At 71.8% G+C, this 26,432-nt stretch carries 28 protein-coding genes; 15 read left to right on the top strand and 13 right to left on the bottom strand.

Features of this window, described 5'->3' with window-relative positions; translation table 11 throughout:
- Positions 1–106: 106 nt before the first annotated feature.
- Positions 107–2,536 (top strand): FUSC family protein, encoded by a 2,430-nt coding sequence (locus tag ACGFYN_RS25460; RefSeq protein WP_393868157.1) that lies wholly within the window; start codon positions 107–109, stop codon positions 2,534–2,536.
- Here the strand turns inward: ACGFYN_RS25460 and ACGFYN_RS25455 are convergent.
- Both ACGFYN_RS25455 and ACGFYN_RS25450 read right to left on the bottom strand, forming a co-directional pair.
- Positions 2,427–3,053 carry a response regulator gene (locus ACGFYN_RS25455; RefSeq protein WP_393868156.1) on the bottom strand — a complete coding sequence of 209 codons (627 nt, stop codon included), beginning with the start codon at positions 3,051–3,053 and terminating at the stop codon, positions 2,427–2,429. The two genes, ACGFYN_RS25460 and ACGFYN_RS25455, sit on opposite strands and share 110 nt — an antisense overlap.
- A complete protein-coding gene (locus tag ACGFYN_RS25450; protein WP_393868155.1) occupies positions 3,050–4,252 on the bottom strand; it encodes a sensor histidine kinase in 1,203 nt (400 codons plus the stop codon). Before ACGFYN_RS25450 ends, ACGFYN_RS25455 begins: the two co-directional genes overlap by 4 nt.
- A 178-nt stretch (positions 4,253–4,430) precedes the next feature.
- Here ACGFYN_RS25450 and ACGFYN_RS25445 point away from each other — a divergent pair, with 178 nt between their 5' ends.
- Positions 4,431–5,201, top strand: a complete 771-nt coding sequence (locus tag ACGFYN_RS25445; RefSeq protein WP_393868154.1) for a class I SAM-dependent methyltransferase — start codon at positions 4,431–4,433, stop codon at positions 5,199–5,201.
- Between the two features lie 14 nt (positions 5,202–5,215).
- Here ACGFYN_RS25445 and ACGFYN_RS25440 read toward each other — a convergent pair whose 3' ends face one another.
- Positions 5,216–6,169 carry an endonuclease/exonuclease/phosphatase family protein gene (locus tag ACGFYN_RS25440; protein ID WP_393868153.1) on the bottom strand — a complete coding sequence of 318 codons (954 nt, stop codon included), beginning with the start codon at positions 6,167–6,169 and terminating at the stop codon, positions 5,216–5,218.
- Between the two features lie 137 nt (positions 6,170–6,306).
- On the opposite strand from ACGFYN_RS25440, the gene ACGFYN_RS25435 reads away from it, so the two are divergent.
- The 5 genes from ACGFYN_RS25435 (at position 6,307) to ACGFYN_RS25415 (ending at position 10,299) form a co-directional block, all read left to right on the top strand.
- A complete protein-coding gene (locus ACGFYN_RS25435) occupies positions 6,307–7,659 on the top strand; it encodes an amidohydrolase (protein ID WP_393868152.1) in 1,353 nt (450 codons plus the stop codon).
- Positions 7,660–7,775: 116 nt separating this feature from the next.
- Positions 7,776–7,991, top strand: coding sequence for a hypothetical protein (locus ACGFYN_RS25430; protein ID WP_393868151.1), 216 nt, complete (start codon positions 7,776–7,778; stop codon positions 7,989–7,991).
- A 21-nt stretch (positions 7,992–8,012) separates the two neighbouring features.
- Positions 8,013–9,194 (top strand): cytochrome P450, encoded by a 1,182-nt coding sequence (locus tag ACGFYN_RS25425; protein WP_393868150.1) that lies wholly within the window; start codon positions 8,013–8,015, stop codon positions 9,192–9,194.
- Between the two features lie 66 nt (positions 9,195–9,260).
- Positions 9,261–9,950 carry a DUF899 domain-containing protein gene (locus ACGFYN_RS25420; RefSeq protein ID WP_393868149.1) on the top strand — a complete coding sequence of 230 codons (690 nt, stop codon included), beginning with the start codon at positions 9,261–9,263 and terminating at the stop codon, positions 9,948–9,950.
- A 163-nt stretch (positions 9,951–10,113) separates the two neighbouring features.
- Complete coding sequence (locus ACGFYN_RS25415; protein ID WP_393868148.1) at positions 10,114–10,299, top strand: hypothetical protein; 186 nt, start codon at positions 10,114–10,116, stop codon at positions 10,297–10,299.
- Positions 10,300–10,306: 7 nt separating this feature from the next.
- On the opposite strand, the gene ACGFYN_RS25410 is transcribed toward ACGFYN_RS25415, so the two are convergent.
- The 3 genes from ACGFYN_RS25410 to ACGFYN_RS25400 form a co-directional block, all read right to left on the bottom strand.
- The gene (locus ACGFYN_RS25410) at positions 10,307–12,169 is read right to left on the bottom strand and encodes an ABC transporter ATP-binding protein (RefSeq protein ID WP_393868190.1); all 1,863 of its coding nucleotides are present in this window, start codon (positions 12,167–12,169) and stop codon (positions 10,307–10,309) included.
- A gap of 256 nt (positions 12,170–12,425) precedes the next feature.
- A complete protein-coding gene (locus ACGFYN_RS25405) occupies positions 12,426–12,866 on the bottom strand; it encodes a hypothetical protein (protein ID WP_393868147.1) in 441 nt (146 codons plus the stop codon).
- Positions 12,857–13,489, bottom strand: coding sequence for an ATP-binding protein (locus ACGFYN_RS25400; RefSeq protein ID WP_393868146.1), 633 nt, complete (start codon positions 13,487–13,489; stop codon positions 12,857–12,859). The genes ACGFYN_RS25405 and ACGFYN_RS25400 overlap by 10 nt, the downstream gene beginning before the upstream one ends.
- Before the next feature lie 259 nt (positions 13,490–13,748).
- Here ACGFYN_RS25400 and ACGFYN_RS25395 point away from each other — a divergent pair, with 259 nt between their 5' ends.
- Together ACGFYN_RS25395 and ACGFYN_RS25390 are read left to right on the top strand one after the other, a co-directional pair.
- On the top strand, positions 13,749–14,609 hold the full coding sequence (locus ACGFYN_RS25395) for a helix-turn-helix domain-containing protein (protein ID WP_393868145.1): 861 nt from the start codon (positions 13,749–13,751) through the stop codon (positions 14,607–14,609).
- Positions 14,610–14,864, top strand: coding sequence for a DUF397 domain-containing protein (locus tag ACGFYN_RS25390; RefSeq protein ID WP_384257956.1), 255 nt, complete (start codon positions 14,610–14,612; stop codon positions 14,862–14,864).
- Between the two features lie 109 nt (positions 14,865–14,973).
- On the opposite strand, the gene ACGFYN_RS25385 is transcribed toward ACGFYN_RS25390, so the two are convergent.
- The 3 genes from ACGFYN_RS25385 to ACGFYN_RS25375 all read right to left on the bottom strand — a co-directional run bounded on the left by ACGFYN_RS25385 (position 14,974) and on the right by ACGFYN_RS25375 (position 17,939).
- On the bottom strand, positions 14,974–16,461 hold the full coding sequence (locus ACGFYN_RS25385; RefSeq protein ID WP_393868144.1) for a glutamate synthase subunit beta: 1,488 nt from the start codon (positions 16,459–16,461) through the stop codon (positions 14,974–14,976).
- Between the two features lie 116 nt (positions 16,462–16,577).
- Positions 16,578–17,057: a DUF1772 domain-containing protein gene (locus tag ACGFYN_RS25380; RefSeq protein ID WP_393868143.1), complete on the bottom strand. Its 480-nt coding sequence runs from the start codon at positions 17,055–17,057 to the stop codon at positions 16,578–16,580.
- A gap of 186 nt (positions 17,058–17,243) precedes the next feature.
- Positions 17,244–17,939 carry a DUF2293 domain-containing protein gene (locus ACGFYN_RS25375; RefSeq protein ID WP_393868142.1) on the bottom strand — a complete coding sequence of 232 codons (696 nt, stop codon included), beginning with the start codon at positions 17,937–17,939 and terminating at the stop codon, positions 17,244–17,246.
- Positions 17,940–18,028: 89 nt separating this feature from the next.
- Here ACGFYN_RS25375 and ACGFYN_RS25370 point away from each other — a divergent pair, with 89 nt between their 5' ends.
- The 3 genes from ACGFYN_RS25370 to ACGFYN_RS25360 all read left to right on the top strand — a co-directional run bounded on the left by ACGFYN_RS25370 (position 18,029) and on the right by ACGFYN_RS25360 (position 19,683).
- A complete protein-coding gene (locus ACGFYN_RS25370; protein WP_393868141.1) occupies positions 18,029–18,661 on the top strand; it encodes a uridine kinase in 633 nt (210 codons plus the stop codon).
- A gap of 48 nt (positions 18,662–18,709) precedes the next feature.
- The gene (locus tag ACGFYN_RS25365) at positions 18,710–19,123 is read left to right on the top strand and encodes a PPOX class F420-dependent oxidoreductase (RefSeq protein WP_393868140.1); all 414 of its coding nucleotides are present in this window, start codon (positions 18,710–18,712) and stop codon (positions 19,121–19,123) included.
- A 131-nt stretch (positions 19,124–19,254) separates the two neighbouring features.
- Positions 19,255–19,683 carry a CBS domain-containing protein gene (locus ACGFYN_RS25360; protein ID WP_393868139.1) on the top strand — a complete coding sequence of 143 codons (429 nt, stop codon included), beginning with the start codon at positions 19,255–19,257 and terminating at the stop codon, positions 19,681–19,683.
- A gap of 18 nt (positions 19,684–19,701) precedes the next feature.
- On the opposite strand, the gene ACGFYN_RS25355 is transcribed toward ACGFYN_RS25360, so the two are convergent.
- Positions 19,702–20,829, bottom strand: coding sequence for a magnesium and cobalt transport protein CorA (locus ACGFYN_RS25355; RefSeq protein WP_393868138.1), 1,128 nt, complete (start codon positions 20,827–20,829; stop codon positions 19,702–19,704).
- A 213-nt stretch (positions 20,830–21,042) separates the two neighbouring features.
- On the opposite strand from ACGFYN_RS25355, the gene ACGFYN_RS25350 reads away from it, so the two are divergent.
- Entirely contained in the window at positions 21,043–21,837 is a 795-nt protein-coding gene (locus ACGFYN_RS25350; RefSeq protein WP_393868137.1) for a methyltransferase, read from the top strand.
- A gap of 73 nt (positions 21,838–21,910) precedes the next feature.
- Positions 21,911–22,339 (top strand): VOC family protein, encoded by a 429-nt coding sequence (locus ACGFYN_RS25345; RefSeq protein ID WP_393868136.1) that lies wholly within the window; start codon positions 21,911–21,913, stop codon positions 22,337–22,339.
- A gap of 94 nt (positions 22,340–22,433) precedes the next feature.
- On the opposite strand, the gene fdhA is transcribed toward ACGFYN_RS25345, so the two are convergent.
- The 3 genes from fdhA to ACGFYN_RS25330 all read right to left on the bottom strand — a co-directional run bounded on the left by fdhA (position 22,434) and on the right by ACGFYN_RS25330 (position 25,275).
- Complete coding sequence (fdhA, locus tag ACGFYN_RS25340) at positions 22,434–23,660, bottom strand: formaldehyde dehydrogenase, glutathione-independent (RefSeq protein ID WP_393868135.1); 1,227 nt, start codon at positions 23,658–23,660, stop codon at positions 22,434–22,436.
- 104 nt (positions 23,661–23,764) lie between these two features.
- The gene (locus ACGFYN_RS25335; protein ID WP_393868134.1) at positions 23,765–24,319 is read right to left on the bottom strand and encodes a methylated-DNA--[protein]-cysteine S-methyltransferase; all 555 of its coding nucleotides are present in this window, start codon (positions 24,317–24,319) and stop codon (positions 23,765–23,767) included.
- Between the two features lie 47 nt (positions 24,320–24,366).
- Positions 24,367–25,275, bottom strand: coding sequence for a glycerophosphodiester phosphodiesterase (locus tag ACGFYN_RS25330; RefSeq protein ID WP_393868133.1), 909 nt, complete (start codon positions 25,273–25,275; stop codon positions 24,367–24,369).
- Between the two features lie 278 nt (positions 25,276–25,553).
- Here ACGFYN_RS25330 and ACGFYN_RS25325 point away from each other — a divergent pair, with 278 nt between their 5' ends.
- Positions 25,554–26,420 (top strand): MHYT domain-containing protein, encoded by an 867-nt coding sequence (locus tag ACGFYN_RS25325; RefSeq protein ID WP_393868132.1) that lies wholly within the window; start codon positions 25,554–25,556, stop codon positions 26,418–26,420.
- Positions 26,421–26,432: the final 12 nt, after the last annotated feature.

Here is a 26,432-nt window from a genome sequence, read left to right as displayed (position 1 = left end):
ATTCCCTCCAGGATCCCGATCTACCGTGGGCCCCACACCCCGAAGCCCGGCCGCCGTCGCCCGAAGGCTCATCCCGCCCTCGTCCTGACGACAGGAGCCACTCGCCGTGTCACGTTCCGGCACCCGGAAGATCGCGCTGCCCCCCTGGCTCGCCCACCCCCTCCGCGCCCAGCGCGGACCCATCCCCTGGAACGCGGTCCTGCGCGGCGTGCTGTCCGCCGGGCCCCTTCTTCTCGTCTCCGTACTCCTCGGCCGCACCTCCCTCGGAGTCGTGGCCGCCATCGCCGCCATGCTCGCAGGGATCAACGACCGGCCCGGGAGCCGGCGGGCGTCGGTCAGGCGGCTCGGGGTGCCTGCGGTCGCGGGGGCCGGGGGGCTGCTCGTCGGGTCGTATGCCGGGGAGCACATCGGGGCCGTGGGGCTCACCCTGCTGCTCACGGGTGTCGGGCTGGCCGCCGGTGGGGTGAGTGCGATCGGGCCCGTCGCTTCCAGCGGCGGTACGCAGCTGCTCGTCATGTCCGCGGTCGGGGCCGGGATGCCGTTGCCCGAGGAGGGGTGGCAGCGGGCGGTCGCCTTCCTCGTCGGGGCCGGGTGGCTGATCGGGCTGCGAGTGGTTCTGCCTACGCCCGGTGCCCTCGCCGGTGACTTCCGGTTCGACGGGGAGCGGGATGCCGTTGCCGCCGTGTACGACGCCGTCGCCGCTCTGCTCGACGCCGTCGGGACCGAGTACGCCGTCGCGCGTCGCATCGCGCTCACCGCCGCGCTCGATCATGCGCAGGACGCCCTCGCCGGGCCCCGGTTGCGGCGGTGTGCCTCGTCCGCCGCCGAGCGGCGGCTGCACGCGCAGTACGCCGCCGCCCTCCCTCTCGCCGAGGCCGCGACCGCGCTCGCCTGGGGCGGGGAAGCCGTCGGCCGGCGGACCTCCGATGGGCCCCGGCGGCTGGCGGCCGCCGTGCGCGACAGCAGCCACACCGGGCCGCTGCCCGCGCCCGACCGATCGGCTCCCGCCCTGCGCGCCCTCGACGACGCGCTCCTGCGCGCCGCCCACGCCTTCGACCAGGGCGACGGCGGCGACCTGCACACCCGGCGTCGTACGGCGAGGACGCTCCTGCGCATCGTCTTCGGCGCCGGCGGACGGGAGTACGGGCTGCGGGTCGCCCTCTGCTTCGGCGCCGGCGTCGCCGTGGCGCAGGCCCTGCACCACGCCCGCTGGTACGGGCAGCACGAGCACTGGTACTGGCTGCCCGCCACCGTCGTCTTCCTCGTCAAGCCCGACCTGGGGCCGCTCGTGTCGCGGGTGCTGTGCCGTGCGGCAGGCACCGTGCTCGGTGCGCTGCTCTTCGCCGGGTTCGCCGCCGTGCTGCCCCGGCCGGAGGGACTCGTCGCGCTCGTGGCCGTCAGCGGGGCCCTGATCCCCGTCGCCACACGGCACTTCGCCGCCCAGACCGCCGTCGCGACGGTGCTCGTGCTGGCTCTGGTGATGGTCGGGGGTGAGCAGCAGGCCTCCGCCGGACGGATCGGCGAGACCCTGCTGGCCTGCGCGATCGTGCTGGTCGCCGGACATCTGCCGATGCCGGGGCAGCGGGGCGGGGGAGTACGGGCACGGGTCTCGGCGGCGGCCGCGGCCGCCTGCGCCTACCTCACCCACGTCCTCGCCGAGCCGCGTGCCTGCGCCGATCCGCTTGGCTCCGCCGAGCCGCGTGCCTGCGCTGAGCCGCGTGCCTGCGCTGAGCCGTGTGGCTGCGCTGAGCCGTGTGGCTGCGCTGAGCCGTGTGGCTCTGCTGAGCCGCGTGCCTGCGCTGAGCCGTGTGGCTCTGCTGAGCCGCGTGCCTGCGCTGAGCCGCTTGGCTCCGCCGTGCCGCGTGGCTCTGCTGAGCCGTGTGGCTGCGCTGAGCCGTGTGGCTGCGCCGAGCCGCGTGGCTGCGCCGAGCCGCGTGCCTGCGCCGAGCCGCGTGCCTGCGCTGCGCCGTGTGGCTGCGCTGCGCCGTGTGGCTGCGCTGAGCCGCTTGGCTCCGCCGAGGTCCACGCCCTTGTCGAACCGCACCCTTCCGTCGAGTCGCACACCCTCGCCGAGCGTGCCGACGCTCACGCCCTCCCCGACCCCGGTGATCGCCCCACCCGCTGGACCCTCCGCCGCGAGGCGTACCGCACGCTCTCCGAGGCCCGCGCCGCCATCGCCCTAGCCGCCGCCGAACTCCCCCCGCTCGCCCGGCAATCGGAGGGTGCGGGCGAGGTCGTCGCCACACTCGAACGGCTCGTGGACGCCACCACCGCATGCGCCGTCCATCTCGACGACTCGGGGCGCCTCCCACCCGCAGACCGGGAGCAACTCGCCGCGCTCATCACCGAGTTGGCGACGCGACGCGGCAGTACGGGACTGCGGCCGGCCGAGCTGCCCCGGTTGCCCCAGGACGGCTGGCGCAGCGTCACGGCAGCAGTCGCCGTTCCTTCGCCACCGCCACCGCGCCCGATCGCGTCTCGACCCCCAACTTGCCGTAGATCCGCCCGAGATGGGTCTTCACGGTCGCCTCGCTGATGAACAGCTCCCGGGCGATCTCGCGGTTGCCGAGGCCGCGGGCTAGCTGGGCGAGGATCTCGTGTTCGCGACCGGAGAGGGTGGGGCGCGGGCTGCGCATGCGGGCCAGCAGGCGGTCGGCGACCGGCGTCGACAGGGCCGTACGGCCGGACGCGGCGCTGCGGATCGCGGCGAAGAGCTCGTCGGGGCGTTCCGCCTTCAGCAGATATCCGGTGGCGCCCGCCTCGATGGCCCGGGTGATGTCGGCGTCGGTGTCGAACATGGTCAGCACCAGGACGTGCGCGGCCCCCTCGGCGGTCAGCCGCCTGGTCGCCGTCACCCCGTCCATGCCCTCCCCGAGCTGGAGATCCATCAGGACGACGTCCGGGCGCAGCCGCGCGGCCATCGCCAGCACCTCCTCGCCGCTGCCCGCCTCACCGACCACCTCGATGCCGTCGGCGCTCGACAGCAGGGCGCGCAGACCGGCCCGCACCACCGCGTGGTCGTCGCACAGCAGCAGACGTACGGGCGCACTCACGCGACCACCTCCTTCAGGGCCAGGGGTATGGCGGCCGAGACGACCGTCCCCTCGCCCGGCGTGGACTCCACCGTCAGCGTCCCGCCCGACTGGCGGGCCCGGATGCGCATGGCCGGGAGCCCGTGGCCACGGTCCCGATCGAGAGCGGGCGCGGCGTCCGCGTCGAAGCCCCGGCCGTTGTCCGCCACGTCCAGCGAGATCTGGTCGTCCAGGCAGGTCAGGGTCAGTGCGGCCCGGGTCGCGGCGGCGTGTTCGCGTACGTTGGCCAGGGCGCCCTGGGCGATGCGCAGCAGGGCGGCCTGGATGCGGTCGGGGAGTGGGCCGGGCTCGCCGTCGAGGCGGAAGCCGACCGTCAGGCCGGGGCCGGTCTCCCGCTCGGCGAGGGCGGCGAGCGCCGCCGTCAGGGAGTGCCCGGCGAGGTCGGCCGGTGCCAGGTCGTGGACGAAACGGCGGGCTTCGGCGAGGCTGCGGGCGGTGATGGCGGCCGCCTCGCGGGTGTGTGCGCGGGCCGTTTCGGGGTCCGTGTCGCCCACGCGCTCGGCCGCCTGGAGCAGCATCTGCTGGCTGGACAGGCTCTGCGCGAGGGTGTCGTGGATCTCGGCGGACAGACGCTGCCGTTCGGCCAGGACGCCGGCCCGCCGTTCGGTGGCCGCGAGGTCGCGCCGGGTGCGGACCAGGTCGTCGACGACGGCGCGCTGCCGGGCCGCCTGGCGCTGGAGATGGACGAAGACGGCGGTGGCGACCGCGGCCACGGCCGGCGGGGCCACGACCATGTTGGGGTTCAGCGGGCCGTCCGCGACCCGTATCTCGGAGACCACGACCAGCACGGTGAGTACGGCGGTCAGCGGCACCGCGATCCGCGGCGGCAGGGCGTAGAGGCCGGCGAAGAGCAGCGGCATCGCGCACCAGGTGGCGCTCGGGGCGAGGGCCAGCAGGGCGACCCACACCGCGGACATCGCACCGAGCCAGGCCAGGTGACGGGTGCTGGGCGGGGTGCCGGCGCGCGGTGGCGGCGCCAGGACGTGCCCGAGGACGTGGAGCAGGAGGAACGCCACGAACAGCGCCACGGCCCAGCCGGCGTGCGGTCCGCCCTGGTCGCGGGTGAGGAAGCGCGCGAAGGACGAGCACAGCAGCACGAAGAAGGCGGCGTGCACGACCGCGGCCAGCCGCCGCTCGTCCGCATCGGTGGTGTTCTCCATGCTCCGTGTCTAACGCGGCCGGCACCGGATCGCATCAACCGATCGGCTGACATCGTGATCGCCCGAACCGTGCGCGGACCTGCGCCGGTCGGCCGAGCCGGACGTCGCGTTCCCGCACCGAGGCTTTGAGCAGTGCCCCTGAACCAGCTCAGAAGACACCGCCTCGGAAAGGCCCCGCATGCCCGCCAGGAACCTCACCGCCAACCGTGCCGCACTCGGCCACCGCATCGCCTACGCCCTGCGCCACCCCGACCGCGTCCCCCGCCATGTGGCGCGCGCCGCACGGGACGCGTGGCTGAGCCGCCGTCACCCGGACCACGTCTCCTACTACCGCGCCGTGATGCGCTCCGACACCCGGGCCGATCCGGACGCGGCGGTCGGCAGTCGCAACCGGGAGCGCTGGCTGGCGCTCGGGGCGATGCAGTTCGACTACCTCGTTGGCCACGGGCTGCGGCCCGGACACCGCATGCTGGAGATCGGCTGCGGCAATCTGCGCGGCGGCTGGCGGTTCATCCGTCACCTGGAGCCCGGGCACTACTACGGCGTCGACATCTCCCCGGACATCCTGCTCGCCGCGCAGGACACGATCCTGGAGATGGGGCTGGCGCAGCGGCTGCCCACGCTCACCCCCGTGCGCGACCTGACGCTGCGGTTCCTGCCCGACGCCCACTTCGACGTCGTCCACGCGCACAGCGTCTTCTCGCACTCCCCGCTCCCGGTCATCGAGGAGTGCCTGGCCAACGTCGGCCGGGTGCTGGCGCCGGGCGGCTGGTTCGACTTCACCTTCGACCGTACGGAGGGGGAGGAGCACCAGGTGCTGCGGGAGGACTTCTACTACCGCACCGGCACGCTGGTCGCGCTCGCCGCGAAGCACGGGCTGAAGGCCCGGTTCATGGACGACTGGGAGGAGCTGCCGCACGGGCAGTCCAAGATCCGGGTGACGGCGTAGCCGGTGCGCCGGGCCTACTGCCCGACCCGCACCCACACCGGCGCGTGGTCCGACGCCGCCTCCCCGTGGCGGTCCGCCGGGTCCGGGCCGACCGACGGCAGCCTCAGCGTGCCGTCGCCGGGCAGGCCCGTGCCGGCCGCGGTCACCCGGTGGACCAGGCGGTGGCTCAGCAGGATGTGGTCGATCAGCTCGCGCCGACCGGAGTTGATGCGGGAGTAGCGCTCCTCGGGCGGGATCAGCGGCGCCACGTCCCACAGCCGGGCCGCGTCGCCCTGGTCCGGGCGGTCGTAGCCCGGGGTGCCGATCTCGGAGCCCGGCGGGCCCAGCAGGATCTGGGTGGTGGCGGCCTGCACCTCGTCGTTCATGTCGCCGAGCACGGCGACGTCCCGCTCACGGCCGTCCCCGTCCAGCAGATCGTCGGCGAGCGCGCGCAGCGTCGCCGCCTCGGCGGCCCTGCGGTAGAGGGCGTAGGCGCCGTAGCGGGCGCGTTCGCCCTCGTCGTGGGGGAAGAAACGGTTGTCCGGATAGGACAGCAGTTTCGACTTCAGGTGGGCCACGGCCAGCCGCAGCGGGCCGGAGTCCGTCGCGGCCTCCACCGCCAGGAAGCCGCGTCCGGCGGACGGGACCTGCGCGCCGGAGTCGTCCTCCTGCACGGGCCGCAGCCCGGCCGGGAAGGCGTTGGTGTCGGCCAGGACCCGCAGCTCCGGGCGGCCGAGGAAGCCGACCCTGATGCCGCGGCCGTCCGGGTGCGCGCTGAGCACCGTGTGCCAGTCGCCTTCCAGCATCCCGACCAGGTCCCGGAGCGCCTCGGGCTCGCCGACCTCCTGCACGCCGAGCAGCGCCGGGTCGAGTTCCGTGATCACGGCCGCGAGGGCGGCGAGCTTCGACTCGTAGGTGGCCTTGTCCTTGGGACCGAAGGGGCCGCCCGGCCGGTACAGGTTCTCCAGGTTCCAGGTGCCGAGGAGCATGCCGGGCCCCTTTCCGGAAGCCGACGGGAGCGCTGCGGTGAGGCCAGAGTGCCTGCCCGGCCGATTCCCCGACAGAGCGGCGGCAGGATGCGCGGTTCGGCTCACACGACCCGAGGAGCACGTCGTACGTTGACGGGATGACCGACTCTCCCGCCGATCTCGTCATCACCGGCTGCACCGTCCTCGTGCACGACGACGCCGAGCGGCTCGGGTTCGAGGAGAACGCCGCCGTCGTCGTGCGCGGCGGTCTCGTCGAGGCGGTGACGACCGCGTCCGCGGTGGAGCACCTCGCCGCGGCCGAGCGCATCGACGGGCGCGGCCAGGTCGCGATGCCCGGACTGATCAACTGCCATACGCACGCGCCGATGGTCGCGCTGCGCGGCATCGCAGAGGACCTGCCCATCGAGGAGTGGTTCAACGACGTCGTCTGGCCCGTCGAGTCCAACCTCGGCGAGAGGGACGTGGAGTTGGGGGCGCGGCTGGCCTGCGCCGAGATGATCCGCGCCGGTGTCACCTGCTTCGCGGACCACTACTTCGCCATGGACACGGTCGCCGCCGTCGTCGAGGAATGCGGCATCCGGGCCCACCTCGGGGAGGCCTACTTCTCCTCCCAGGGGCCCCAAGGCCGGGAGAAGTCACTGGAGTTCGCGCTACGGCACCGGGGCGGCGCCCGCGGCCGCATCACCACCGCCCTCGCCCCGCACGCGCCCTACACCGTCGACGACGCCGACCTCACCGCGACCGCCGAACTCGCCCGCGCACACGGTCTGTCCGTCCACCTCCACGCGGCCGAGAACCGCGACCAGACCGAGGCCAGCCTCGACCGCCACGGCGTCACCCCGATCGAGGTCCTGCGGCGCACCGGCATCCTCGACACCGACGTGCTCATCGCGCACGGCACCGGCATCGCCGAGCGCGACCTGCCCGTCCTCGAAGGCGCCACGGGCCGCGTGTCCGTCGCCTCCGCGCCCCGCGGCTACCTCAAGTTCGCCTGGCCCACCACCACACCCGTCCGCGCGCTGCGCGACATCGGCATCCCCGTCGGCCTGGCCACGGACGGCGCGGCCTCCAACAACTCCCTCGACGTATGGGAGTCGATGGCGCTGACCGCACTCATCCAGAAGTCGGCGACGGGCGACCCGCGCTGGCTGACAGCACGTCAGGCCCTGCACCACGCAACGCTGCAGAGCGCCCGGGCGGTGGGCCTCGGCGACACCCTCGGCCGCCTCGCCCCCGGCCGGCGCGCGGACATCGTCCTCGTGGACCTCACCGGCCCGCACACCCAGCCCGTCCACGACCTCGCCGCCACCCTCGTCCACAGCGCCCGCTCCTCCGACATCCGCACGACGATCGTCGACGGCCGGGTACTCATGCGCGACCGGGAGCTGCTCACCCTTGATGTCCCGGCGGTCGTACGGGAGTTGGGGGAGCGGCTGCCCGCACTGATCGACCGTGGCCATGGCCGTCGTATCCAGGATTACAAGACCTAGAAACCGGCCCCGCAGAAGCGCTTTGCCGCCAACCATCGGTGACCGGGCCGTCGCACCAAGTGGTTTCACGCTACACAGGAAGGCCGGGACGTACTCGTCCGACGGGAGGCCGGCCGGTGGAACTCACGATCGATGCAGCGGTGCTGCTCGCTGTCGTCATCTTCGTGCGAGCGCGCCGCAAGCCGCTGGCCCGCAGCCGCTCCGACGCGTGGCTGACCGTCTTCCTCGCCCTGGCCTTCGGCGTGCTGATCGCACCGACCACCTTCGGCCAGGGAGTATTCAACTTCGTGGGCCAACTCGCCCAGGGGATAGCGCAGTCGGCGAACCCCTGACGCCGAGCCTAGGCTGGCGCCATGGATCCCGCCGACGGCCTCCTCGACCATCCGTACGACGTGTACCGGCGCCTGCGTGAGACCGCGCCCGTGCACCGCATCACCGGACCGGACGGCACGCCCGCCTGGGTCGTCACCCGGTACGACGACGTCCGGGCCGCCCTCGCCGACCCACGGCTCTCGCTGGACAAGCGGCACGCGACGGCGGGCACGTACAAGGGCTTCTCGCTGCCGCCCGCGCTGGACGCCAACCTCCTGAACATGGATCCGCCGGACCACACCCGCGTCCGCCGCCTGGTCGGCCGTGCCTTCACCCCGCGACGGGTGCAGCAACTGCGCACGCCCATCAGGGAGACGGCCGACCGTCTGCTCGACGCCCTCGGGACGCGCGGCACCACCGACCTGGTCGCGACCTACGCCGCGCCCCTGCCCATCACCGTCATCTGCGACCTGCTCGGCATCCCCGGCCACCACCGCAGGGACTTCCGGGAGTGGACCGACACGCTCGTCGCGCCGGACCCGGCACGGCCCGAGGCCGGCAAGGAGGCGGTGGTCGCCATGCTCGGCTTCTTCACCAGGCTGCTCGCGGACAAGCGCGCCGAACCCGCCGACGACCTGCTCTCCGACCTGATCGCCGTGCGCGACGAGGGCGACCGGCTCAGCGAGGACGAGCTGATGTCCCTCGCCTTCCTCATCCTCTTCGCCGGCTACGAGAACACGGTCCAGCTCATCGGCAACTCGGTGCTCGCCCTGCTCCAGCACCCCGAACAGCTCGCCGCCGTCCGCGAGGACCCCGCCCGACTCGCGGGCACGGTCGAGGAGTTCATCCGCTACGAGGCTCCCGCCCTGTTCGCCATCCGCCGCTTCCCGGTCGAGGACGTGACGATCGCCGGCGTCACCATCCCGGCCGGCGAGACGGTCTGGGTCTCCCCGTCCGCCGCCAACCGCGACCCGGACCGCTTCCCCGACCCCGACCGTCTCGACCTCACCCGCGACGCCTCCGGCCATCTCGCCCTCGGTCACGGCATCCACTACTGCCTCGGCGCCCCGCTCGCCCGCGCCGAGACGGAGATCGCGCTGGCCACCCTGCTGGAGCGGTTTCCCGAACTCGCCCTCGCGGACGACGGCATCCGGTGGCGCCGCTCCCTGCGCGCCCGCGGCCTGGTCGCGCTCCCGGTGACGTACGCCCAAAAAAGTTTCTGAGGCGGCGATGAGTTCCGTCCCTCCCGTCGGTCACCACCCGCGACGGACCGTTGCACAGGAGGGGCCATGTCGCTTCCGGAGATCGTCTCGCGCGAGCAGTGGCGCGCGGCACGCGTGGAGTTGCTCGCCAAGGAGAAGGCGATCACGCGCGCGCGTGACGCGCTGAACGCCGAGCGGCGCCGGCTGCCCATGGTCGAGGTGGAGGGGGAGTACGTCTTCGAGAGCGGCGACGGGAAGGCCACCCTGCCGGACCTGTTCGAGGGCCGGCTCCAGCTCGTCATCTACCACTTCATGTTCGCGCCCGACTGGGACGCCGGCTGCCGCAGCTGCTCGGCCTTCCTGGACCAGATCGGGCATCTGGCGCATCTCAGGGCACGGGGCACCACGTTCGCGGCGGTCTCCCGGGCGCCGTACACGAAGATCCTGCCGTTCAAGGCGCGGATGGGATGGACGCTGCCCTGGTACTCGTCGTACGGCAGCGACTTCAACCACGACTTCGACGTGACCCGGGAGCACGAGGGGGAGCCCGTGGAGCGGCCCGGCCTCAGCTGCTTCCTGCGGGACGGCGAGCGGGTCTTCCACACCTACTCGACCTACGAGCGCGGCCTCGACGGACTCGGCTCCACCACCGGCTTCCTGGACCTGACCGCCCTGGGCCGGCAGGAGGAATGGGAGGAACCCAAGGGGCGTGCGTCGTCTCTTGGGGCGCCTGCGGGAAGCGATCGCATCCGCTATCACGACGAGTACGAGGAATGAAGCGGAAAGTAGTCAGGATGTGTCGGGGATCTTCACTGTGTGACCGAATCCTTACACTCCGCGCTGAACGAGTGTCAACTACGTCTCAGTACGGCAACTGAGCGAGGCGTTCGGCCCCTGGAAGGCGTTAACTCCTACAGGACAACGCTTCTGGAGGTGCGAGATGGTGAACGGGCGAACGGTGCTCGAACGCTTTCCCGCAGGTGGGCCGCGCGGGTCGTGGCCGGCGGAGGAGTTCGCGCACGCGCGACGGCAGGAAGGACTGGCCGCCGAGGTCGTCATGGACCTCGCGACGGACACCTTCCTGGTGATCGTGCGCGGAGACACGACCGCGGACGCGATCGCCTGAGGGGAGCTCAGCCCGCCTTCGGGGCGGGCACGGGCGCCCCGAACTGCTCGGCCTGGAGCGTGTACAGCTCCGCGTAGATCCCGCCGCTGGCGAGCAGCTCGTCCGGGGTGCCGGACTCCGCGAGACGGCCCCCGTCGAGCACATGCACCAGATCCGCGTGCCGCACGGATGCCAGCCGGTGGGTGATCAGGATGACGGTCTGGCCCGCCGAGGCCAGAGCCCGGATCTTCTCGAAGACCTCCAGCTCGGCCCGGGCGTCCAGGGCCGCGGTCGGCTCGTCCACGACCAGGATGCGGCCGCGCCGGTAGGCCGCCCGCGCGATGCCGAGCCGCTGCCACTGACCGCCGGACAGCTCATGACCGCCGCTGAAGTTGCGGGCGAGCAGGGTGTCCATGCCGCGCGGCAGGTTCTCCACCACGTCCTCGGCCCCGGCCTCGGCGACCGAGGTGGCCAGGCGCTCCTCGGTCAGCGGCGCCGAGGAGCGGCCGACGGCCACGTTGACCCGGGCCGTGAACGGCCAGCGCTTGAAGTCCTGGGCCAGCATCGCGACCCGTTCGGCCAGCGCGTGGCGGTCCGCCGTCGCCGCGTCGACGCCGTCCCACAGGACCCGGCCCGCGTCCGGCGTGTACAGGCCCGCGAGCAGTTTGATCAGGGTCGTCTTGCCGGAGCCGTTCTCGCCGACCAGCGCCACGATGCCGCCGAGCGGAAGCGTGAGCGTGACGTCGTCGAGGGCGGGGCGGGAGGACTCGCCCGGATAGCGGAACGTGACGTTCTCGAACCTGATCTCCCGGGGGTCCTCCGGCAGCGGTGCGCCGCCGACCGGGATCGCCCGTTCGGCCGCCTCGACGTAGAGCTTCTGCAGATCGCCGACGAACAGGGCCTCCTCGTGGAGCGCGTTGATCTCCAGGACCAGGCTGTCCAGACTCGACGATCCCGTCCGGATCGCGATCACGGCCGTTCCCGCCACCGACAGCGCCATCGCCCCGGTGAGCAGCAGCCCGCCGAGGGTCGCGTACGTCGCCACGGTCGCGATGCCCGTCCAGGTCGCCGCGATCAGCCCGGTCCGCGCGGCCAGCCGGGCGAGCCTGGCCTGCTCCGCCTCCGCGGCCTCCGACATGGCGCGGAAGTGCCGCAGCAGGAAGGGGCCCACGCCGTGCACGCGGATCTCCGGCGCTGCGGCCGGCTCGGTCAGCAGCCCGCTGATCAGATGCCCGGCACGCGCGTGCTGCACCCAGATGTGGAAGGACTCGTAGCGGCGCCGCGCGTTCGTCAGCGCGCTCCACGCGCTGGGCAGCGTCATGGTCGTGAGCAGCGGAAGCAGCGCCGGGTGCAGCACGGTCAGCACGCTCGCCGCCGCGATCAGCGAGATCATCGCGTTCACCACGCGTGTGGCGTTCGAGATCATCCGCCGGGCCGAGGAGGCACCGTACTGCGCGGTGTCCAGCAGCTTGTGGAAGGTGTGGTCCTCGATGGCGGCCAGCTCCACGGCAGCCGCCCGCTCCAGGTAGAGCTCCGTGGCCACCCGCTCCACCTTGGGCTCCAGCCGCCCGGTGGCATACGTCGACGCCGCCCGCAGCGTCGCCCCGACCAGCATGACGACGGCCATGGCGATCAGCGCGGGAGCGGCGCCGCGCAGCCGGTCCTCGATCGCCCCGCCGCCCATCAGCCGGCCCAGCACGCTGTTGACCGCGAGCAGGCTCACCGCCTGGGTCGCGCCCCGGCCGACCTCGGCGGCCAGCACGATGCGCGCCGCCCGCGGGTCGGCCTGCCAGGCGAGTCGGAAACTCGACCCGAGCAGGGACGGCAGCCGCCTCACCATGGCCCGGAAATTCAGTTCGAGGAACGCGTCACGGTGCTGGTTCCAGCCCATGTCGTACCGCAGCGGGCCCCCGAAGAGCAGCTGCTCCGAATCGGAGACCTCGGGCGTGGTCCTCGCGCCCCGCTTCTCCCGCCCGCCCCGCCTCAGCCACCCGCCCCGCAATGACCGCACCGCCGGCCTCCCCCCGTCCACGTCGACGAACGGCCACTATCGCCGGGCCGCGCGCCTCGGGGCAGGGCGCAGGCCGAACGCGGACGGACGCGCGGGCGTACGCCCTGCGGTCACGCGATGTTTACGCAATCACGGGCTACGCGACTGCGGGCCGCGACCACGTCGGAGTCGTCCCCGTCACCCGGCACAGGGCCAGATACAACGGGATCGGCGGGGTGTACGGCACCGTGCCCGTGGGCCGGCGGATGAGGTCGGGGACCGCCGGGGCGTCCGGAACTACCGCCCCGGCGGCGTACTGCGTGGGCGCCGGCCACTCGAGTGCGTAATCGGAGTCGGACGGGACGAGCCACCACCAGTGCGTGTCATCGGCGTACACGCACCCCACGCGGGGCAGTCGCGGCAGCACCAGCGGGCCGAGGCGGGCGGGTATCTCCACCGCGTCGCAGCCCAGCGGCGCCGTCATGCCATCGGGCACGGCCAGTCGCCGGGGTGTGGTCGGTGTGTGCAGTCCCCGCCCGAGGCGGACCAGCGTGTCCAGGCTCAGTGCCCGGACGCCGGACGCAGCCCTCACCGCCATACGCCTCCCGTCCCGTGCCGTCCGTGTGCGTCCGTCTCGTCGTCGCCGCCCGCGCCACCGGCCGGGCCCGGCTTGGGGCGGGCTCCCCAGCCCAGGTCGTTGCAGGGTCCGCAGTCGTGCCCGGGGTCCTGGGGTACGGCCTTGCGCGGCAGTTCGGCCCAGACCAGCAGCCCCGGTCCGTGCTCATGAGCACCCCACGCCTCACAGAGCGCGTCGATGAGGAGCAATCCCCTCCCGTGCTCCTCCTCGGGCCGTGCCCGCAACGGATGGGGTTCACCAGGTGCGCAGCCCTCGTCACGCACGGCTATGCGCACCAGGTCGTCGCCGTCGTGCAGCTCGCAGACTATGCGGCTGCTCGCCGTGTGCACGAGGGCGTTGGTGACCAGCTCCGAGAGCACCAGAGCGGCGGTGTCGCAGATGTCCTCGCACACCGACCACACGTCGAGCCGGGCCCTTGCCAGGCGTCTGGCCTGCGCGGGAGAGCCCGGGTGTGCGGCCAGCTCGAACCGGAACCGGCGCTCGGCAGGGGCCTTTTCGGGGGCCACCGCCGCGGCGGCGCCGAGACCGGGGAGGCCTGCGGCAGCGTCTGTTCCTAAGGGCGCGGACGGAATCACGCTTGCCACTATCGCCCCGCCGTGAACACTTGGCAAGTGTCACTCTGAAAAATGCAGAGTGCTGTGTGACTGAATGAAATGCCGTGGCACACTGCTCGCAACAGCACCTTGAGCGGCGCCAATTGGGATCGACGGAGATCCGTACAGATCTTCGAATAGGTCTTCGAATGGCGCCGTATGGCTGTAAGCATGCATGTGAGGCAGGCCGGGACCCTGGCGGCCGCCTGCCGGGGACGACAGGACGAACGCGACTTGGTGGAGGTGGAGCGTGAGCGAACCGCGGTCCGCGCCCACCGTCGGACAGGTCGTCCTCGGCCGCCGCCTGCTGGACCTGCGTGAGCGCGCCGGCCTCAAGCGTGAGGAGGCCGCCCGCGTCCTGCGCGTCGCCCCGGCCACGGTCCGCCGCATGGAGATGGCGGAGGTCGGCCTCAAGATCCCGTACCTCCAACTGCTCCTGAAGTCGTACGGCGTCTCGGACGAGGAGGCCGAGGCCTTCGTGCAGCTGGCCGAGGAGGCCAACAAACCCGGCTGGTGGCAGCGGTTCCACGACATCCTGCCGGGCTGGTTCTCGATGTACGTCAGCCTGGAGGGGGCGGCCGCCCTCATCCGCTCCTACGACCCGCACTTCGTCCCCGGGCTGCTCCAGACCGAGGACTACGCGCGCGGAGTGCTCAGGTCGGGCGCGATCGGCCAGACCAGACCCGAAGACATCGAGCGCCACGTCGACCTGCGCATACGACGCCAGGAACTGCTCACCCGTCCTGACGCGCCCCGATTCTGGGCGGTCATGGACGAGACCGCGATGCGTCGCCCGGCCGGCGGCCCGGAGGTGATGCGTGCCCAGATCGACAGACTGCTCGAGGCCACGGAGCTGCCCAACGTGACCCTGCAGGTCGCGCCCTTCACCAACGGGCCGCACCCCGGCACGTACGGGCCCTTCGTGCTGTTCCGATTTGCCATGTCAGAACTGCCGGACATGGTCTACAGCGAGTACCTGACCGGCGCCGTCTATCTCGACGCGCGCTCGGAGGTGGCGACCCACCTCGAGGTCATGGACCGCATGGCGGCGCAGGCCGCTACGGCACATCGCACGAAGGAGATCCTCCGGGATCTCCGCAAGGAGCTGTGAATGGATCGCAACAAGCCGCGCAAACACGTCTACAACGGCATGCCCTCGCGGGAGCTGGGCAGCGAGGGGTGGCACAAGCCGTGGAGCGGCGGCAACGGCGGCAACTGCCTGGAGGCGATGAAGCTCGCAGACGGGCGGATCGCAGTGCGCCAGTCCACCGACCCGGACGGGCCGGCGCTGATCTACACCACCGACGAGATGACGGCCTTCATCGAGGGCGCCAAGGCGGGGGAGGCCGACTTCCTGCTGTCCTGAGCCTTGTTGCCCGTTGCTGCTGCCCCGTCGAACCCCTTGTGCCGGCACTAAGTTGATCATTATTTGTGGCAGAGAGTCAGTATTCGATCAATAGTCGAACAGTCCGTGCTCACACCGACATCGGGCGGTCGTACGGCCCGATCGGTGACGGCAGTTGCGAACTGCCCGTCAGACGGCGGTCGACGGCCGCCGCGACCGCCCGGCCCTCCGCGATCGCCCACACGATCAGCGACTGGCCGCGCGCCGCGTCCCCGGCCGCGAACACGCCGGGCACGTTGGTCGCGAAGGAGGCGTCCCGCTTGATCGTGCCGCGCGGCTCCATCGCCAGCCCCAGCTGGTCGACGAGCCCGTCCGCGCGGTCTGGTCCGAAGAAGCCGAGCGCGAGCAGCACGAGGTCGGCGGGGAGCGTCCGTTCGGTGCCCTGCCGGGGATTACGCGCCGCGTCCACCTCGACCAGGTGCAGCGACCGCACGTGCCCGTCCGCGTCGCCCTCGAAGCGGAGCGTGGACGCCGCGAACAGCCGCGCGTCCGCGTCCGCCGCCGGAGCCGTCCGCAGTTCGCGGGCCTCCTCGTGGGCGGCGGAGAGCCGGTAGATCTTCGGGTACGTCGGCCAGGGCTCGGCGTCGTCGTCGCGGTCGGCGCCGGGCTGGGCGTAGATGTCCAACTGCGTGACGGACACGGCCTGTTCGCGCACCGCGGTGCCCAGGCAGTCCGCCCCGGTGTCGCCGCCGCCGACGATGACGACGTGCTTGCCGGCGGCGGACATCGGGGAACTCTCCAGGTCCCCCTCACGTACCCGGTTGGCCAGCGGCAGATACTCCATCGCCTGCTGGACGCCGGCCAACTCCCGCCCCGGCACTGACAGTTCACGCCAGGCGGTCGCCCCCGTGGCGATCACCACGGCGTCGTACCGCGATCTCAGCTCCGCCGCCCCGACGTCCCGGCCGACCGCCGTCGACGTACGGAACTTCGTCCCCTCGGCCCGCATCTGCTCCAGCCGCCGGTCCAGGTGGTGCTTCTCCATCTTGAACTCGGGGATGCCGTAACGCATCAGGCCGCCGAGCCGGTCGTCCCTCTCGTACACGGCGACCGTGTGCCCCGCCCGGGTCAGCTGCTGTGCCGCCGCGAGTCCCGTGGGGCCCGAGCCGACCACCGCCACCGTCCGCCCGGACAGCCGGTCCGGCGGCCGCGGCGGCACGAACCCCAGCTCGAAGGACCGGTCGGCGACGGCGACCTCGACGTTCTTGATGGTGACCGCGGGCTGGTTGATCGCGAGCACGCACCCCGCCTCGCACGGCGCGGGACACAACCGCCCGGTGAACTCGGGGAAGTTGTTGGTGGCGTGCAGTCGGTCGGACGCCGCCCGCCAGTCGTCCCGGCTGACCAGGTCGTTCCACTCGGGGATCAGATTGCCGAGCGGACAGGCGTCGTGGCAGAACGGGATGCCGCAGTCCATGCAGCGGTCGGCCTGCTTGCCGATGATGGGCAGCAGCGCCCCCGGGACATAGACCTCGTTCCAGTCCCGGACCCGCTCCTCGACCGCCCGGCGGGGCCATTCCCGGCGGGGCGTGGACATGAATCCCTTGGGATCGCCCATGGCCGTCTTCCTTGCACGCGCATACTGCGAACCGGCGTCGTCGGCGGCGCTCTTCCGGCCACGATACGACTCCCCGGCCACCAGCGCAGAGGGGGACGACCAGCGCTTTCCGGACGTCAGGTGAGGGCCATGACGTACGCCACCGCCGAGCAGGCCGAGGCGACCGTGCGCACGTGGTTCCAGAACATCCACTCGCGCACGTACGTCGGCCAGTACGCGGCCGCCTCCGGGGTGCCCGGGTCCAGCTTGGCCAGCGTGTCGTTGCGCGGCACGTTCGCGACCATGGTCACCCCGAACGAGCCGAACAGATAAAGGGCGCTGCCCAGCAGCAGCTCCACCCTGCCGTCGACCGGCCAGAGCACGAAGGTCACCACGGCGAGCACCGCGCACAGCACCGCCGACCCCATGAACACGAGCATGAACGCCGGCATCACCGCGGTCACGTTGATCGCGTTCATCGCGGCGACGCCCTGGGCCGGCGGGAGCGAGGCGAGACCCCTCATCACGAACGTCGAGAATCCGCAGAACACACCCGCCACCAGGCCTGTTCCGAGCACACCCAGCACCGTCAGCCAGAGGTACGGTCCATCGATCATGTCCTCAACTCCCCCGTAGAGCCGAGATCCTGCCCGGCTGCTCCAGTCACCTCAAGTGAAATCGCGTACGGGCACAGTGACCATGGCCGAGGACCGCGGACCCATGCGCGAGCGTCCAGGGGTGCCCTCGCCGGTGCCTCCACCCGTGCGGGATCCGCTCGGTGCCCGTCGTCCGGCGCCCGCTCCTCAACCGACCTGCGCCCTTCCCGCACGCCATCCCCTCAGCACCGTCTCCACCCCCGGTCCGATCCGCCGCCGGGCCTCGTGCCGCGCCACCCCGCTCATCAGCAACTGGTCGTAAGGCGTGTCCAGATGCCGCACGGACGCCACGATCGCCGAGACCACGGCGCCCTCGGACAGGGCGCGCCCGGCCGCGCTCCGGCCCACCCGCCCGCTGCCCCGCACGGACGCGTGCGCCGCGATCGCCTCCGCCCGGTCCGCCGGGCACCCCGGAAACAGCCGGCGGATCTCCGCCGCGAACTCCTCCGCGAACCGCACGTCCTGCGCGGCCCGCCGCCGTGCGTCCCGCGCCCTGCGCCGCCGCCGTGCCTCCGCGTCCGCGAGGCAGCGCTCCTCGGCCCGCGCGAGCCCCGCCTCCTCGACCAGGGCACCCTGCCGCTCGTACCTCGCCTTGCGCCGGTTGAACCGCACCACGACCGCCGACAGCGTGCTCTCCTCCCGCGACCGCCGCGTCAGCGCGGTGTCGCCGCGCGGCAGGAACACCAGATGCCCCAGGTCGGCGCAGTCGACACACCGGGGCGCCCCGTCCTCCAGCACGAGCAGCGTCAGCGGCCCGCCGTGACACTCCTTGCAGTGCCGTCTCTTCAGGGGCTGGAAGACGACAAGCCCGGTGCGGGACGAAGGAGTTGCAAGACGTGCCATACGTGTCTCATTCCCCCTGACGGTGCTCGGGACCACCGCGAATTCGGGCCTGTGCGCGGCTCGCGCCGAGGCTGACGCATGATGGCCGTGTGCGACTCGAAGCGATCACCTGGGACCGGCTCGGCGACCTGCTGGCGGAGCGCCTGTTCGACCTCGGGACGTCCGACGGCGGCTCCTGGCCGCGCATCGCCTTCGACGGCGCCCCGGCGGCCCGCCCCGGAGACCTCGCCGAGCGGGTCGCCGAGGCCCTGCGCGTGCGCGGCCGACCCTCGCTGACCGTCGGCGCGGAGGGCTTCCTGCGGCCCGCCTCCGTCCGTCTGCAGTACGGCCGCCAGGACATCGACGCCTATTACGACGGCCGGCTGGACACCGGCGCCCTGTGGCGCGAGGTCTTCGGCCCCCTCGAACCCGGCGGCGACGGACGCGTCCTGCCCGACCTGTGGGACCCGGTCACCGACCGCGCCACCCGCAGCCCGTACGTCCAACTCCCGCCCGGCGGGCTGCTGTTGCTGCACGGTCCCCTCCTGCTGCGCCACTGGTTCCCCTTCGACCTGACCATCCACGTCCTGCTCTCGCCCGGCGCCCTGCGCCGCCGCACCCCCGAGGCCGACCACTGGACGCTCCCGGCCTACGAGCGCTACGCCGACGAGACCGACCCCGCGGGCACGGCCGACGTCCTGGTCCGCGCGGACGACCCACGGCATCCGGCGTGGAGAAGCTGATCGGCGAATCCGCTTCTGTATGCGCGTGCATGTAGTTACTGTGGCTCCATGACGACCTCCTCGAACGATCCGGTCACCTTCTCCGCCCCCGTCCGCGCGCTGCTCGACGGCAAGAACTTCGCCGGCGTCGCCACCCTCGGCCCGGACGGCGCCCCGCAGAACTCCGTGGTCTGGATCAAGCGCGAGGGCGACACCGTCGTGTTCTCCTCCACCGACGGACGCCAGAAGGTGCGCAACCTCCGCCGCGACCCCCGCATCAGCCTCTCGGTCTTCGACCTCGCCGACCCCTACACCTCGGTCGAGATCCGCGGCACCGCCGAGATCCTCCCGGACGAGGGCAAGCGGCTCCCGCACGAGCTCTCGCACAAGTACCTCGGCATCGACCCGCCCGCGGAGCAGGACGACGAGGTCCGCGTGATCATCCGCGTCGTACCGCGGAAGGTCGTCGCCTTCTCGGCCTGAAGCGGTCCGCAGGGCGCCTGTTACCGCGGAGTTCCGGGTGCACCGGGCGGGCCGCGCCGGGAGAATGAAGGGCGCCGGGACTAGCGGTGCGTCCTGCGCCGCGCCGGCCGTCCGGCATCGGGAGGTACTCCATGACCACTGCCGGAGACATCATGCACCGTGGTGCCCAGTGGATCCCCGCCCACGAGACGCTGGACCGCGCGGCCCAGCTGATGCGCGAGCTGAACGTCGGAGCCCTGCCCATCAGCGACGAGAACGAGCGGCTGTGCGGCATCCTCACCGACCGCGACATCGTCGTCGGCTGCGTGGCCATGGGCCACGACCCCGCCAGGATCACCGCCGGTGAGATGGCCCACGGCACGCCGCGGTGGATCGACTCGGGCGCCGACGTCGGCGACGTGCTCCGGGAGATGCAGGGCCACCAGATCCGCCGGCTCCCCGTCATCGAGAACAAGCGGCTGGTCGGCATGATCAGCGAGGCCGACCTGGCCCAGCATCTGACGGAGGACCAGATCGCCGACTTCGCCCACAGCGTCTACGCCAGGAAGACGACGAACTGACCGGCCCGCAGGGTCGTTTCACAACCAGCCGTTGCGCCGGAAGCCGCGGTAGAGCGCCAGGCACGCGATGGATATGACGCCGAGGACAAGGGGATAGCCGAACGTCCAGTGCAGCTCGGGCATGTACGTGAAGTTCATGCCGTAGACACCGCACACCATCGTCGGCACGGCGATCACCGCGGCCCAGGCCGTGATCTTCCGCATGTCCTCGTTCTGCGCGACCGTGACCTGCGCGAGGTGCGCCTGCAGGATCGAGTTGAGCAGTTCGTCGAAGGCGGCGATCTGGTCCTTGGCCCGCATCAGATGGTCGAAGACGTCCCTGAAGTACGTCTGTATCTCCGGGCCCACCACCCGGATCGGCCGGGTGGCGAGCTCCTCGACCGGGCGGCCGAGGGGGACGACCGCCCGCTTCAGCTCCAGCAGTTCACGCTTCAGCTGGTAGATCCGGCCCGGGTCGGCCCGCGCGCCGTTCTCCGCGAACACGTCCATCTCGACCTGGTCGATGTCCGCCTGGACCGCGTCGGTGACGTGCAGATAGTCGTCCACCACATGGTCGGCGATCGCGTGCAGCACCGCCGCCGGGCCCTTCGAGAGCTGTTCCCGGTCGGACTCCAGCTCCTCGCGCAGCGGGCCCAGCGAGCCGTGCATGCCGTGCCGGACCGTGATCACGAAGTCCTCGCCGGTGAACACCATGATCTCGCCGGTGTTCACCACCTCGCTCGTCGCGGTCAACTTCTCGTGCTCGACGTAGCAGACGGTCTTGAACACCGCGAACAGCGTCTCGCCGTACCGCTCGAGCTTGGGGCGCTGATGGGCCTCGACCGCGTCCTCCACCGCCAGCGGATGCAGGTCGAAGAGCTCGGCGATGCCCGCGAACTCCTGGTCCGTCGGTTCGTGCAGGCCCAGCCACACGAACCCGTCGCCGTTCTTCCGCACGCGCTTCACCGCGTCGACCAGGTCGCTGCCGGCCGGCTCGCGCACGCCGTCGCGGTACGTCACGCAGTTCACCACCGAGGAGCCCAGCGGGGAGCGGGCCGGGTGGCTCAGGTCGACGCGGGGGCGCCGCCGGGTCAACCGTGCCACCTTGCGGAGGTTGCCCACCTTGCCCAGGTGCGTGACCTTCCGCAGATTCCCTGCCATGGACATATGGATCTCCTTGCGTGGATCTCCGGGCTCGAAACGCGGTCGGCGGTTCGCCCTGCCCGGACGACCCGCCTCTATGTGCCTTGACGGGCCAGTGTGCCAGGTCTGCGTAAGGGGCGGGTGAGGCTGTGGGAGCAGGGCATTCCGCTTGTTCCCGCCTGTGGACGAAGGATTCCCGGCGGCTCTCGGCACGCCCGCGACTGGGATGATCGCGGCATGAGCGAATCCGACGGATACCTCCTCGAGAACCGGCAGACCGAGGCGGAGGAGCGCTTCGACGCCTTCACCGCCCTGTTCGACCCCACGACGTTCCGGCATCTCGACGGGCTCGGCATCGGCCCCGGCAAGCGCTGCTGGGAGGTCGGTGCGGGCGGCACCTCCGTGGTGTCCTGGCTGGCCGAGAAGGTGGGCCCGGACGGGGAGGTCGTCGCCACCGACATCGACACCTCGCTGCTCGCCTCCGTCGCCCGCCCGCCGGTGAGCGTGCGTGTCCACGACGTGGGTGCCGAGGAGCCCCCGGGCGAGGGCTTCGACCTGGTGCACGCCCGCCTCGTCCTGGTCCATGTCCCGGACCGCGAACGCGCGTTGCGGTCGATGGTCGACGCCCTGCGCCCCGGCGGCGTGCTCCTGATCGAGGACGCCGATCCGGCCCTGCAGCCCCTGACCTGCCCCGACGAGCACGGCCCCGCGCAGGAACTCGCCAACCGGCTGCGCCGCGGCTTCCGCCGGCTGCTCGCCGAACGGGGCGCCGACCTCTCCTACGGCCGCCGCCTCCCGCGCCTGCTGCGCGAGGCGGGGCTGCACGACGTGCGGGCCGACGCGTACTTCCCGCTCACCTCCCCGGCCTGCGCCGCCCTGGAGTCGGCCACCGTCCGCCAGATCCGCGACCGCCTCGTCGCCGCGGACATCGCCACGGACGAGGACATCGACCGCCACCTGGCGAACGTCGCGGCCGGCGGGATGGACCTGGCGACGGCCCCGATGATCTCGGCGTGGGGCCGCAAGCCGTAGCACCGGGGGAGCGGCGGCCTTGCTTCCGGCCGGACCCTTGCGGCCCGTGGGAGATCACATCAGCCTGAAGAACATGACGGACAACACGACGCGTCTCGACCATGTGGTCCTGTGGGTGGGCGACCCGGTCGCCTCGGCCGACTTCTACGAGAAGGCGGTCGGACTGCGGCCCCTCAGGCTCACCGAGTTCTCCGCCGGGGAGGTCTCCTTCCCCTCGGTCCGGGTCAACGACGAGACGATCATCGATCTCATGCCGCACTCCATGGCACCGGGCATGAAGATGGTCCCCGGAGCCGCCGACAGCGCCGGCCACCCGGTCAACCACGTCTGCCTGGCCCTGCCCGGCGAGGAGTTCGACGCCCTGCACGGCCGCCTCGAGGAACGCGCCGTCCCCGTCTCGGAGTTCTCCTACGACTCCTACGGCGCCCGCGGCAAGGCCCGGCGCAGCTTCTACTTCCGCGACCCGGACGGGAACGTCTTCGAGGCCCGGCACTACGACTAGCCGTCCGGCCGTGAGGAGGGGGTGCCCACGCGCGCGTACGCGCGGGCACCACTGTCCCCCTTCCCTCTGTGCCTCATTCCTCCTGTTCAGCAGGTCAGACGGGGCTCACGCCGCTCAGCGTGCCGTGCGGATCGAGCACGTACTTGCGGCTGGCGCCCTGGTCGAAATCGGCATAGCCGCGCGGTGCGTCCTCCAGGCCGATGACGGTCGCGTTGACCGCCTTCGCGATGTGCACGCGCTCGTGCAGGATCGCCATCATCAGGCCGCGGTGGTACTTCATCACCGGGCACTGTCCCGTCGTGAAGTGGTGGCTCTTGGCCCAGCCCAGGCCGAGCCGGACCTTCAGCGTCCCGGACTTGGCGTCCTGGTCGATCCCACCGGGGTCGTCCGTGACGTACAGCCCCGGGATGCCCAGGGCGCCGCCCGCGCGCGTGACGCCCATCAGGGAGTTGAGCACCGTCGCGGGTGCCTCCTGTGCGTCCTTGCCATGGGCACGCGCCTCGAAGCCGACCGCGTCGACCGCCGCGTCCACCTCGGGCTCCCCGAGGATCTGCGCGAGCTGGTCCTCGACACTGCCCTGCGAGACGTCGACGGTCTCGCAGCCGAAGCTCCGCGCCTGGGCGAGGCGTTCGGGGTTGAGATCGCCGACGACGACAACGGCGGCGCCCAGCAGCTGTGCCGAAGCGGCGGCGGCGAGACCGACCGGGCCCGCCCCGGCGACGTACACCGTGGAACCGACACCGGCGCCCGAGCTCACCACGCCGTGGAAGCCGGTCGGGAAGATGTCCGACAGCATGGTCAGGTCGAGCAGCTTCTCGCGCGCCTCGTCGCGGTCCGGGAACCTCAGCACGTTGAAGTCCGCGTACGGGATCATGGCGTACTCGGCCTGGCCGCCGACCCAGCCGCCCATGTCGACATACCCGTAGGCCGCGCCGGGGCGGGCCGGGTTGACGTTCAGGCAGATGCCGGTCGCGCGTTCCTTGCAGTTGCGACAGCGCCCGCAGGCGATGTTGAACGGTACGGAGACGATGTCGCCGACTTCGACGAACTCGACGTCCGGTCCCCTTTCGACCACCTCTCCGGTGATCTCGTGTCCGAGAACCAGCCCCTCCGGTGCGGTCGTCCGCCCGCGCACCATGTGCTGGTCACTTCCGCAGATGTTGCTGGCGAGCACCTTGAGGATCACACCGTGCCGGCACTTCCGGCCGACATTGCCCGGTGCCACCCCAGGCCCGTCCTGGAGTTCAAGCGTCGGGTGATCGATGGTCCTGACTTCCACCGTGCCCGGCTTGAGATAAGCGACTGCCCTGTTTCCGGTCATGCGTGATCGCCGTCCCTTCGGCTCCGAGTCCTCGGATGCCAGTGGCTGTGCGCATGGCGGAGTCTGCTACTGCCTTCCCGACCCGACCACCCTTCTCGCACCCCTCAGAAAAGGGGCTCGGGCAGCACGCCCTCCAGCGCGAGCAGCCTGCGCTTCGTCTCCAGTCCGCCCCCGAACCCGCCGATGCCCCCGTCGCTTTCCACCACCCGGTGGCAGGGCACGACGACCGGCAGCGGATTGGACCCCATCGCCGTCCCGACCGCCTGGGCCGCGCCCGGCTGGCCCACCCGCCCGGCCAGATCGCCGTAGCCCACGACCGCGCCGTACGGGACGCCGGCGGCCAGTTCACGCAGCACCTGCCGATTGAAGCCGGAGGTCAGCGACCAGTCCAGCGGCAGCTCGAAGTCCCGCCGGCGACCGGTGAAGTAGGCCCCGACCTGCCGTATCGCCTCGGCCAGCAGCGGTGAGTCGGGAGCCTCGACGGGCTCGCCGCCCAGCCGGGACGCGAGCCGGGCGAGTGCCTTGTCGCGCACCGCGTCGGTGGCGTGGAAGACGACGTTGACCAGGCCCTCCCGGGTCGCGGCCAGCAGCAGCGGACCGATCTCGGTACCGACCACGGCCCACACGACCTGCTGCTCGTACTGCCCATCGCTGTCCATGCGCCCACGGTACGACCCGCCACTGACAACGCCCGGCGCAGCGGGACTCAGGGGGCCTGCAGCGCGGTCCGGACCACGTCCGGCTTGTCGCTGATGACGCCGTCGACGCCGTAACGGGCGACCTGGCGGGCGGTGTCCGCGTCGTCGACGGTCCAGGCGAAGACGGCGAGCGGCCTGCCGTGCGCTCCCGCGACGGAGTGCACGGCGGCGACGTAACCCCTGGAGATCGTGCCGTGGGACGGGTTGATCCCGTCGGTGAAGCCCGCGTACGCGGGCAGGTCCGCGACGCGCGGCGTGCCGAGGAGGGCCGTCCTGACGGCGGGCGCGAGGTCGTGCACGATCCGCAGGCTGTCCGCGCCGAAGCTCTGCACGATCAGCCGGCCCGCCAGGTGCTGCCGGTCGAGCCAGCCCTCGTTGCCGAGGACCTTCAGGATCTGCCGCTCCATGCCCGGGTACAGCTCGGGGTTCTTGATCTCCAGCAGCAGCTTCTGGTGGTTGTGCTCGACACGGCGCAGGTACTGCGTCAGCGTCGGCACGCGCGTGCCCGCGAACCGGGAGCCGAACCAGCTGCCCGCGTCCAGGCGCGCGATCTCGGCGGCGGTGAAGTCCTTCACCTTCCACGGCGCCCGGTGGGGGAAGACGTCCTTCACATTCGTCGTCCGCTGAAGGCTGTCGTCGTGGATGACGACGAGCTCGCCGTCCTTGGTCCGCTGGACGTCGTTCTCGACCCAGGAGATGCCCAGTTCGGCCGCCCTGTCGATGGCGGCCAGCGTGTTCTCGGGTGCCTGGGCCGAGGCCCCCCGGTGGCCGATGACCAGCGGCCGGGTGGCGACGGCGCCCGCGCGGGCGTGAGGGACCGCGGCATGGGAACCTGCCTTGGCATCGGAACCGGGCACCAGAAGGGCTGCCGTCCCCAGGAGAGCGGCGGTGATGGCGGCGACAGCGCGCGCGTACATGCGTACCCCTCACGTCGGTCTATCACGGACAGGTCAACTGTGACAGCAGTGCGTGAACAACGCCGGAGTGCAGAATGGCCACACATCGAATGGTGTCGCCCAAGTCCGCACACCGGTGCCGCACAACTGGGGCAACGACGTGTTTCTTTGCCGGAATATCGTTCGACCATTCCGGTGGGGGCCATACTCTCTGCCTCAACCCTGACCGCTCGGGCGGTCCTGGGAGGGGGCGCATTTCAGCGAATCACAGGTCGAAGAGGGCGGAAGGGCAGCCGCGCATGCGAGGCACGGTCGACGGATTCACGTACGGACTCGTCACACCGGTGGTGGCCTATCTCATGGCCTGCCTCGGTGGTGCCCTCGGCCTGCGCTGCACCACCAGATCGATGCTCGTGGCGCAGTCGTGGCGCCCCGGCTGGCTCGCCCTCGGCTCGGCGGCCATAGGTTCCGGCATATGGACCATGCACTTCGTGGCCATGATGGGCTTCACGGTCAAACAGGCGCCGATCCACTACGACATGGCGCTGACGTTCGCCAGCCTCGGCGTCGCCATCGTGATGGTGGGCGTAGGGATCTTCATCGTCGGCTACCGGGGGGCCAGGGGAGCGGCCCTGTTCACCGGGGGCACGATCACCGGCCTGGGCGTCGCCTCGATGCACTATCTGGGCATGGCCGGAGTGCGCCTGAACGGAAAGCTGGAGTACAACACTCTGACCGTCGCCGCCTCCGTCGTCATCGCCATGGTCGCCGCGACGGCCGCCCTGTGGGCGGCCGGGCAGGTCAGAGGGTTCGCGTGGAGCGTCGGCGCGAGCCTCGTCATGGGACTCGCCGTCAGCGGCATGCACTACACGGGCATGGCGGCCCTCAGCGTCCATCTCCACGACACGGGCGTCCCCACCCAGGGCGAATCGCCCGCCGAGCTGCTGTGGCCCATGCTCGTCGGCCCGCTCGCCTTCCTCGTCCTCGCCGGTGTGGTCGTGATGTTCGACCCGATGATGGTCATGGGCAAACCGGCCGTGACCCCGGTCGAGAACAAGCCGGGCGTCCCGGCCCATCCGGCGGTCCACCACCAGGCCCACCGCCCGCCGCTGCGCCCGGTCCGGCTCTCGGGCCGGCGCGGCTCCCGCACCCCGCAGAACCGCTGACCGGACCGCGTT

This window comes from Streptomyces sp. NPDC048419 (assembly GCF_043200415.1).
Classification (GTDB): Bacteria; Actinomycetota; Actinomycetes; order Streptomycetales; family Streptomycetaceae; genus Streptomyces.
Note: the sequence above shows the minus strand (reverse complement) of the source record. Positions and strands in the feature narration are given on the sequence as shown.

Bases quoted from the DNA above. Each gene is read 5' to 3' on its own strand.
- ACGFYN_RS25440 (WP_393868153.1), bottom strand. From the start codon at position 6,169: ATGCTCCTCGGCACCTGGAACCTGGAGAACCTGTACCGGCCGGGCGGC.
- ACGFYN_RS25435 (WP_393868152.1), top strand. From the start codon at position 6,307: ATGACCGACTCTCCCGCCGATCTCGTCATCACCGGCTGCACCGTCCTC.
- ACGFYN_RS25415 (WP_393868148.1), top strand. From the start codon at position 10,114: ATGGTGAACGGGCGAACGGTGCTCGAACGCTTTCCCGCAGGTGGGCCG.
- ACGFYN_RS25425 (WP_393868150.1), top strand. From the start codon at position 8,013: ATGGATCCCGCCGACGGCCTCCTCGACCATCCGTACGACGTGTACCGG.
- ACGFYN_RS25380 (WP_393868143.1), bottom strand. From the start codon at position 17,057: ATGATCGATGGACCGTACCTCTGGCTGACGGTGCTGGGTGTGCTCGGA.
- ACGFYN_RS25385 (WP_393868144.1), bottom strand. From the start codon at position 16,461: ATGGGCGATCCCAAGGGATTCATGTCCACGCCCCGCCGGGAATGGCCC.
- ACGFYN_RS25355 (WP_393868138.1), bottom strand. From the start codon at position 20,829: ATGTCCATGGCAGGGAATCTGCGGAAGGTCACGCACCTGGGCAAGGTG.
- ACGFYN_RS25410 (WP_393868190.1), bottom strand. From the start codon at position 12,169: ATGGGCTGGAACCAGCACCGTGACGCGTTCCTCGAACTGAATTTCCGG.
- ACGFYN_RS25375 (WP_393868142.1), bottom strand. From the start codon at position 17,939: ATGGCACGTCTTGCAACTCCTTCGTCCCGCACCGGGCTTGTCGTCTTC.
- ACGFYN_RS25345 (WP_393868136.1), top strand. From the start codon at position 21,911: ATGACGGACAACACGACGCGTCTCGACCATGTGGTCCTGTGGGTGGGC.
- ACGFYN_RS25335 (WP_393868134.1), bottom strand. From the start codon at position 24,319: ATGGACAGCGATGGGCAGTACGAGCAGCAGGTCGTGTGGGCCGTGGTC.
- ACGFYN_RS25365 (WP_393868140.1), top strand. From the start codon at position 18,710: ATGACGACCTCCTCGAACGATCCGGTCACCTTCTCCGCCCCCGTCCGC.
- ACGFYN_RS25360 (WP_393868139.1), top strand. From the start codon at position 19,255: ATGACCACTGCCGGAGACATCATGCACCGTGGTGCCCAGTGGATCCCC.
- ACGFYN_RS25445 (WP_393868154.1), top strand. From the start codon at position 4,431: ATGCCCGCCAGGAACCTCACCGCCAACCGTGCCGCACTCGGCCACCGC.
- ACGFYN_RS25390 (WP_384257956.1), top strand. From the start codon at position 14,610: ATGGATCGCAACAAGCCGCGCAAACACGTCTACAACGGCATGCCCTCG.
- ACGFYN_RS25450 (WP_393868155.1), bottom strand. From the start codon at position 4,252: ATGGAGAACACCACCGATGCGGACGAGCGGCGGCTGGCCGCGGTCGTG.
- ACGFYN_RS25350 (WP_393868137.1), top strand. From the start codon at position 21,043: ATGAGCGAATCCGACGGATACCTCCTCGAGAACCGGCAGACCGAGGCG.
- ACGFYN_RS25325 (WP_393868132.1), top strand. From the start codon at position 25,554: ATGCGAGGCACGGTCGACGGATTCACGTACGGACTCGTCACACCGGTG.
- ACGFYN_RS25330 (WP_393868133.1), bottom strand. From the start codon at position 25,275: ATGTACGCGCGCGCTGTCGCCGCCATCACCGCCGCTCTCCTGGGGACG.
- ACGFYN_RS25405 (WP_393868147.1), bottom strand. From the start codon at position 12,866: ATGGCGGTGAGGGCTGCGTCCGGCGTCCGGGCACTGAGCCTGGACACG.
- ACGFYN_RS25420 (WP_393868149.1), top strand. From the start codon at position 9,261: ATGTCGCTTCCGGAGATCGTCTCGCGCGAGCAGTGGCGCGCGGCACGC.
- fdhA (WP_393868135.1), bottom strand. From the start codon at position 23,660: ATGACCGGAAACAGGGCAGTCGCTTATCTCAAGCCGGGCACGGTGGAA.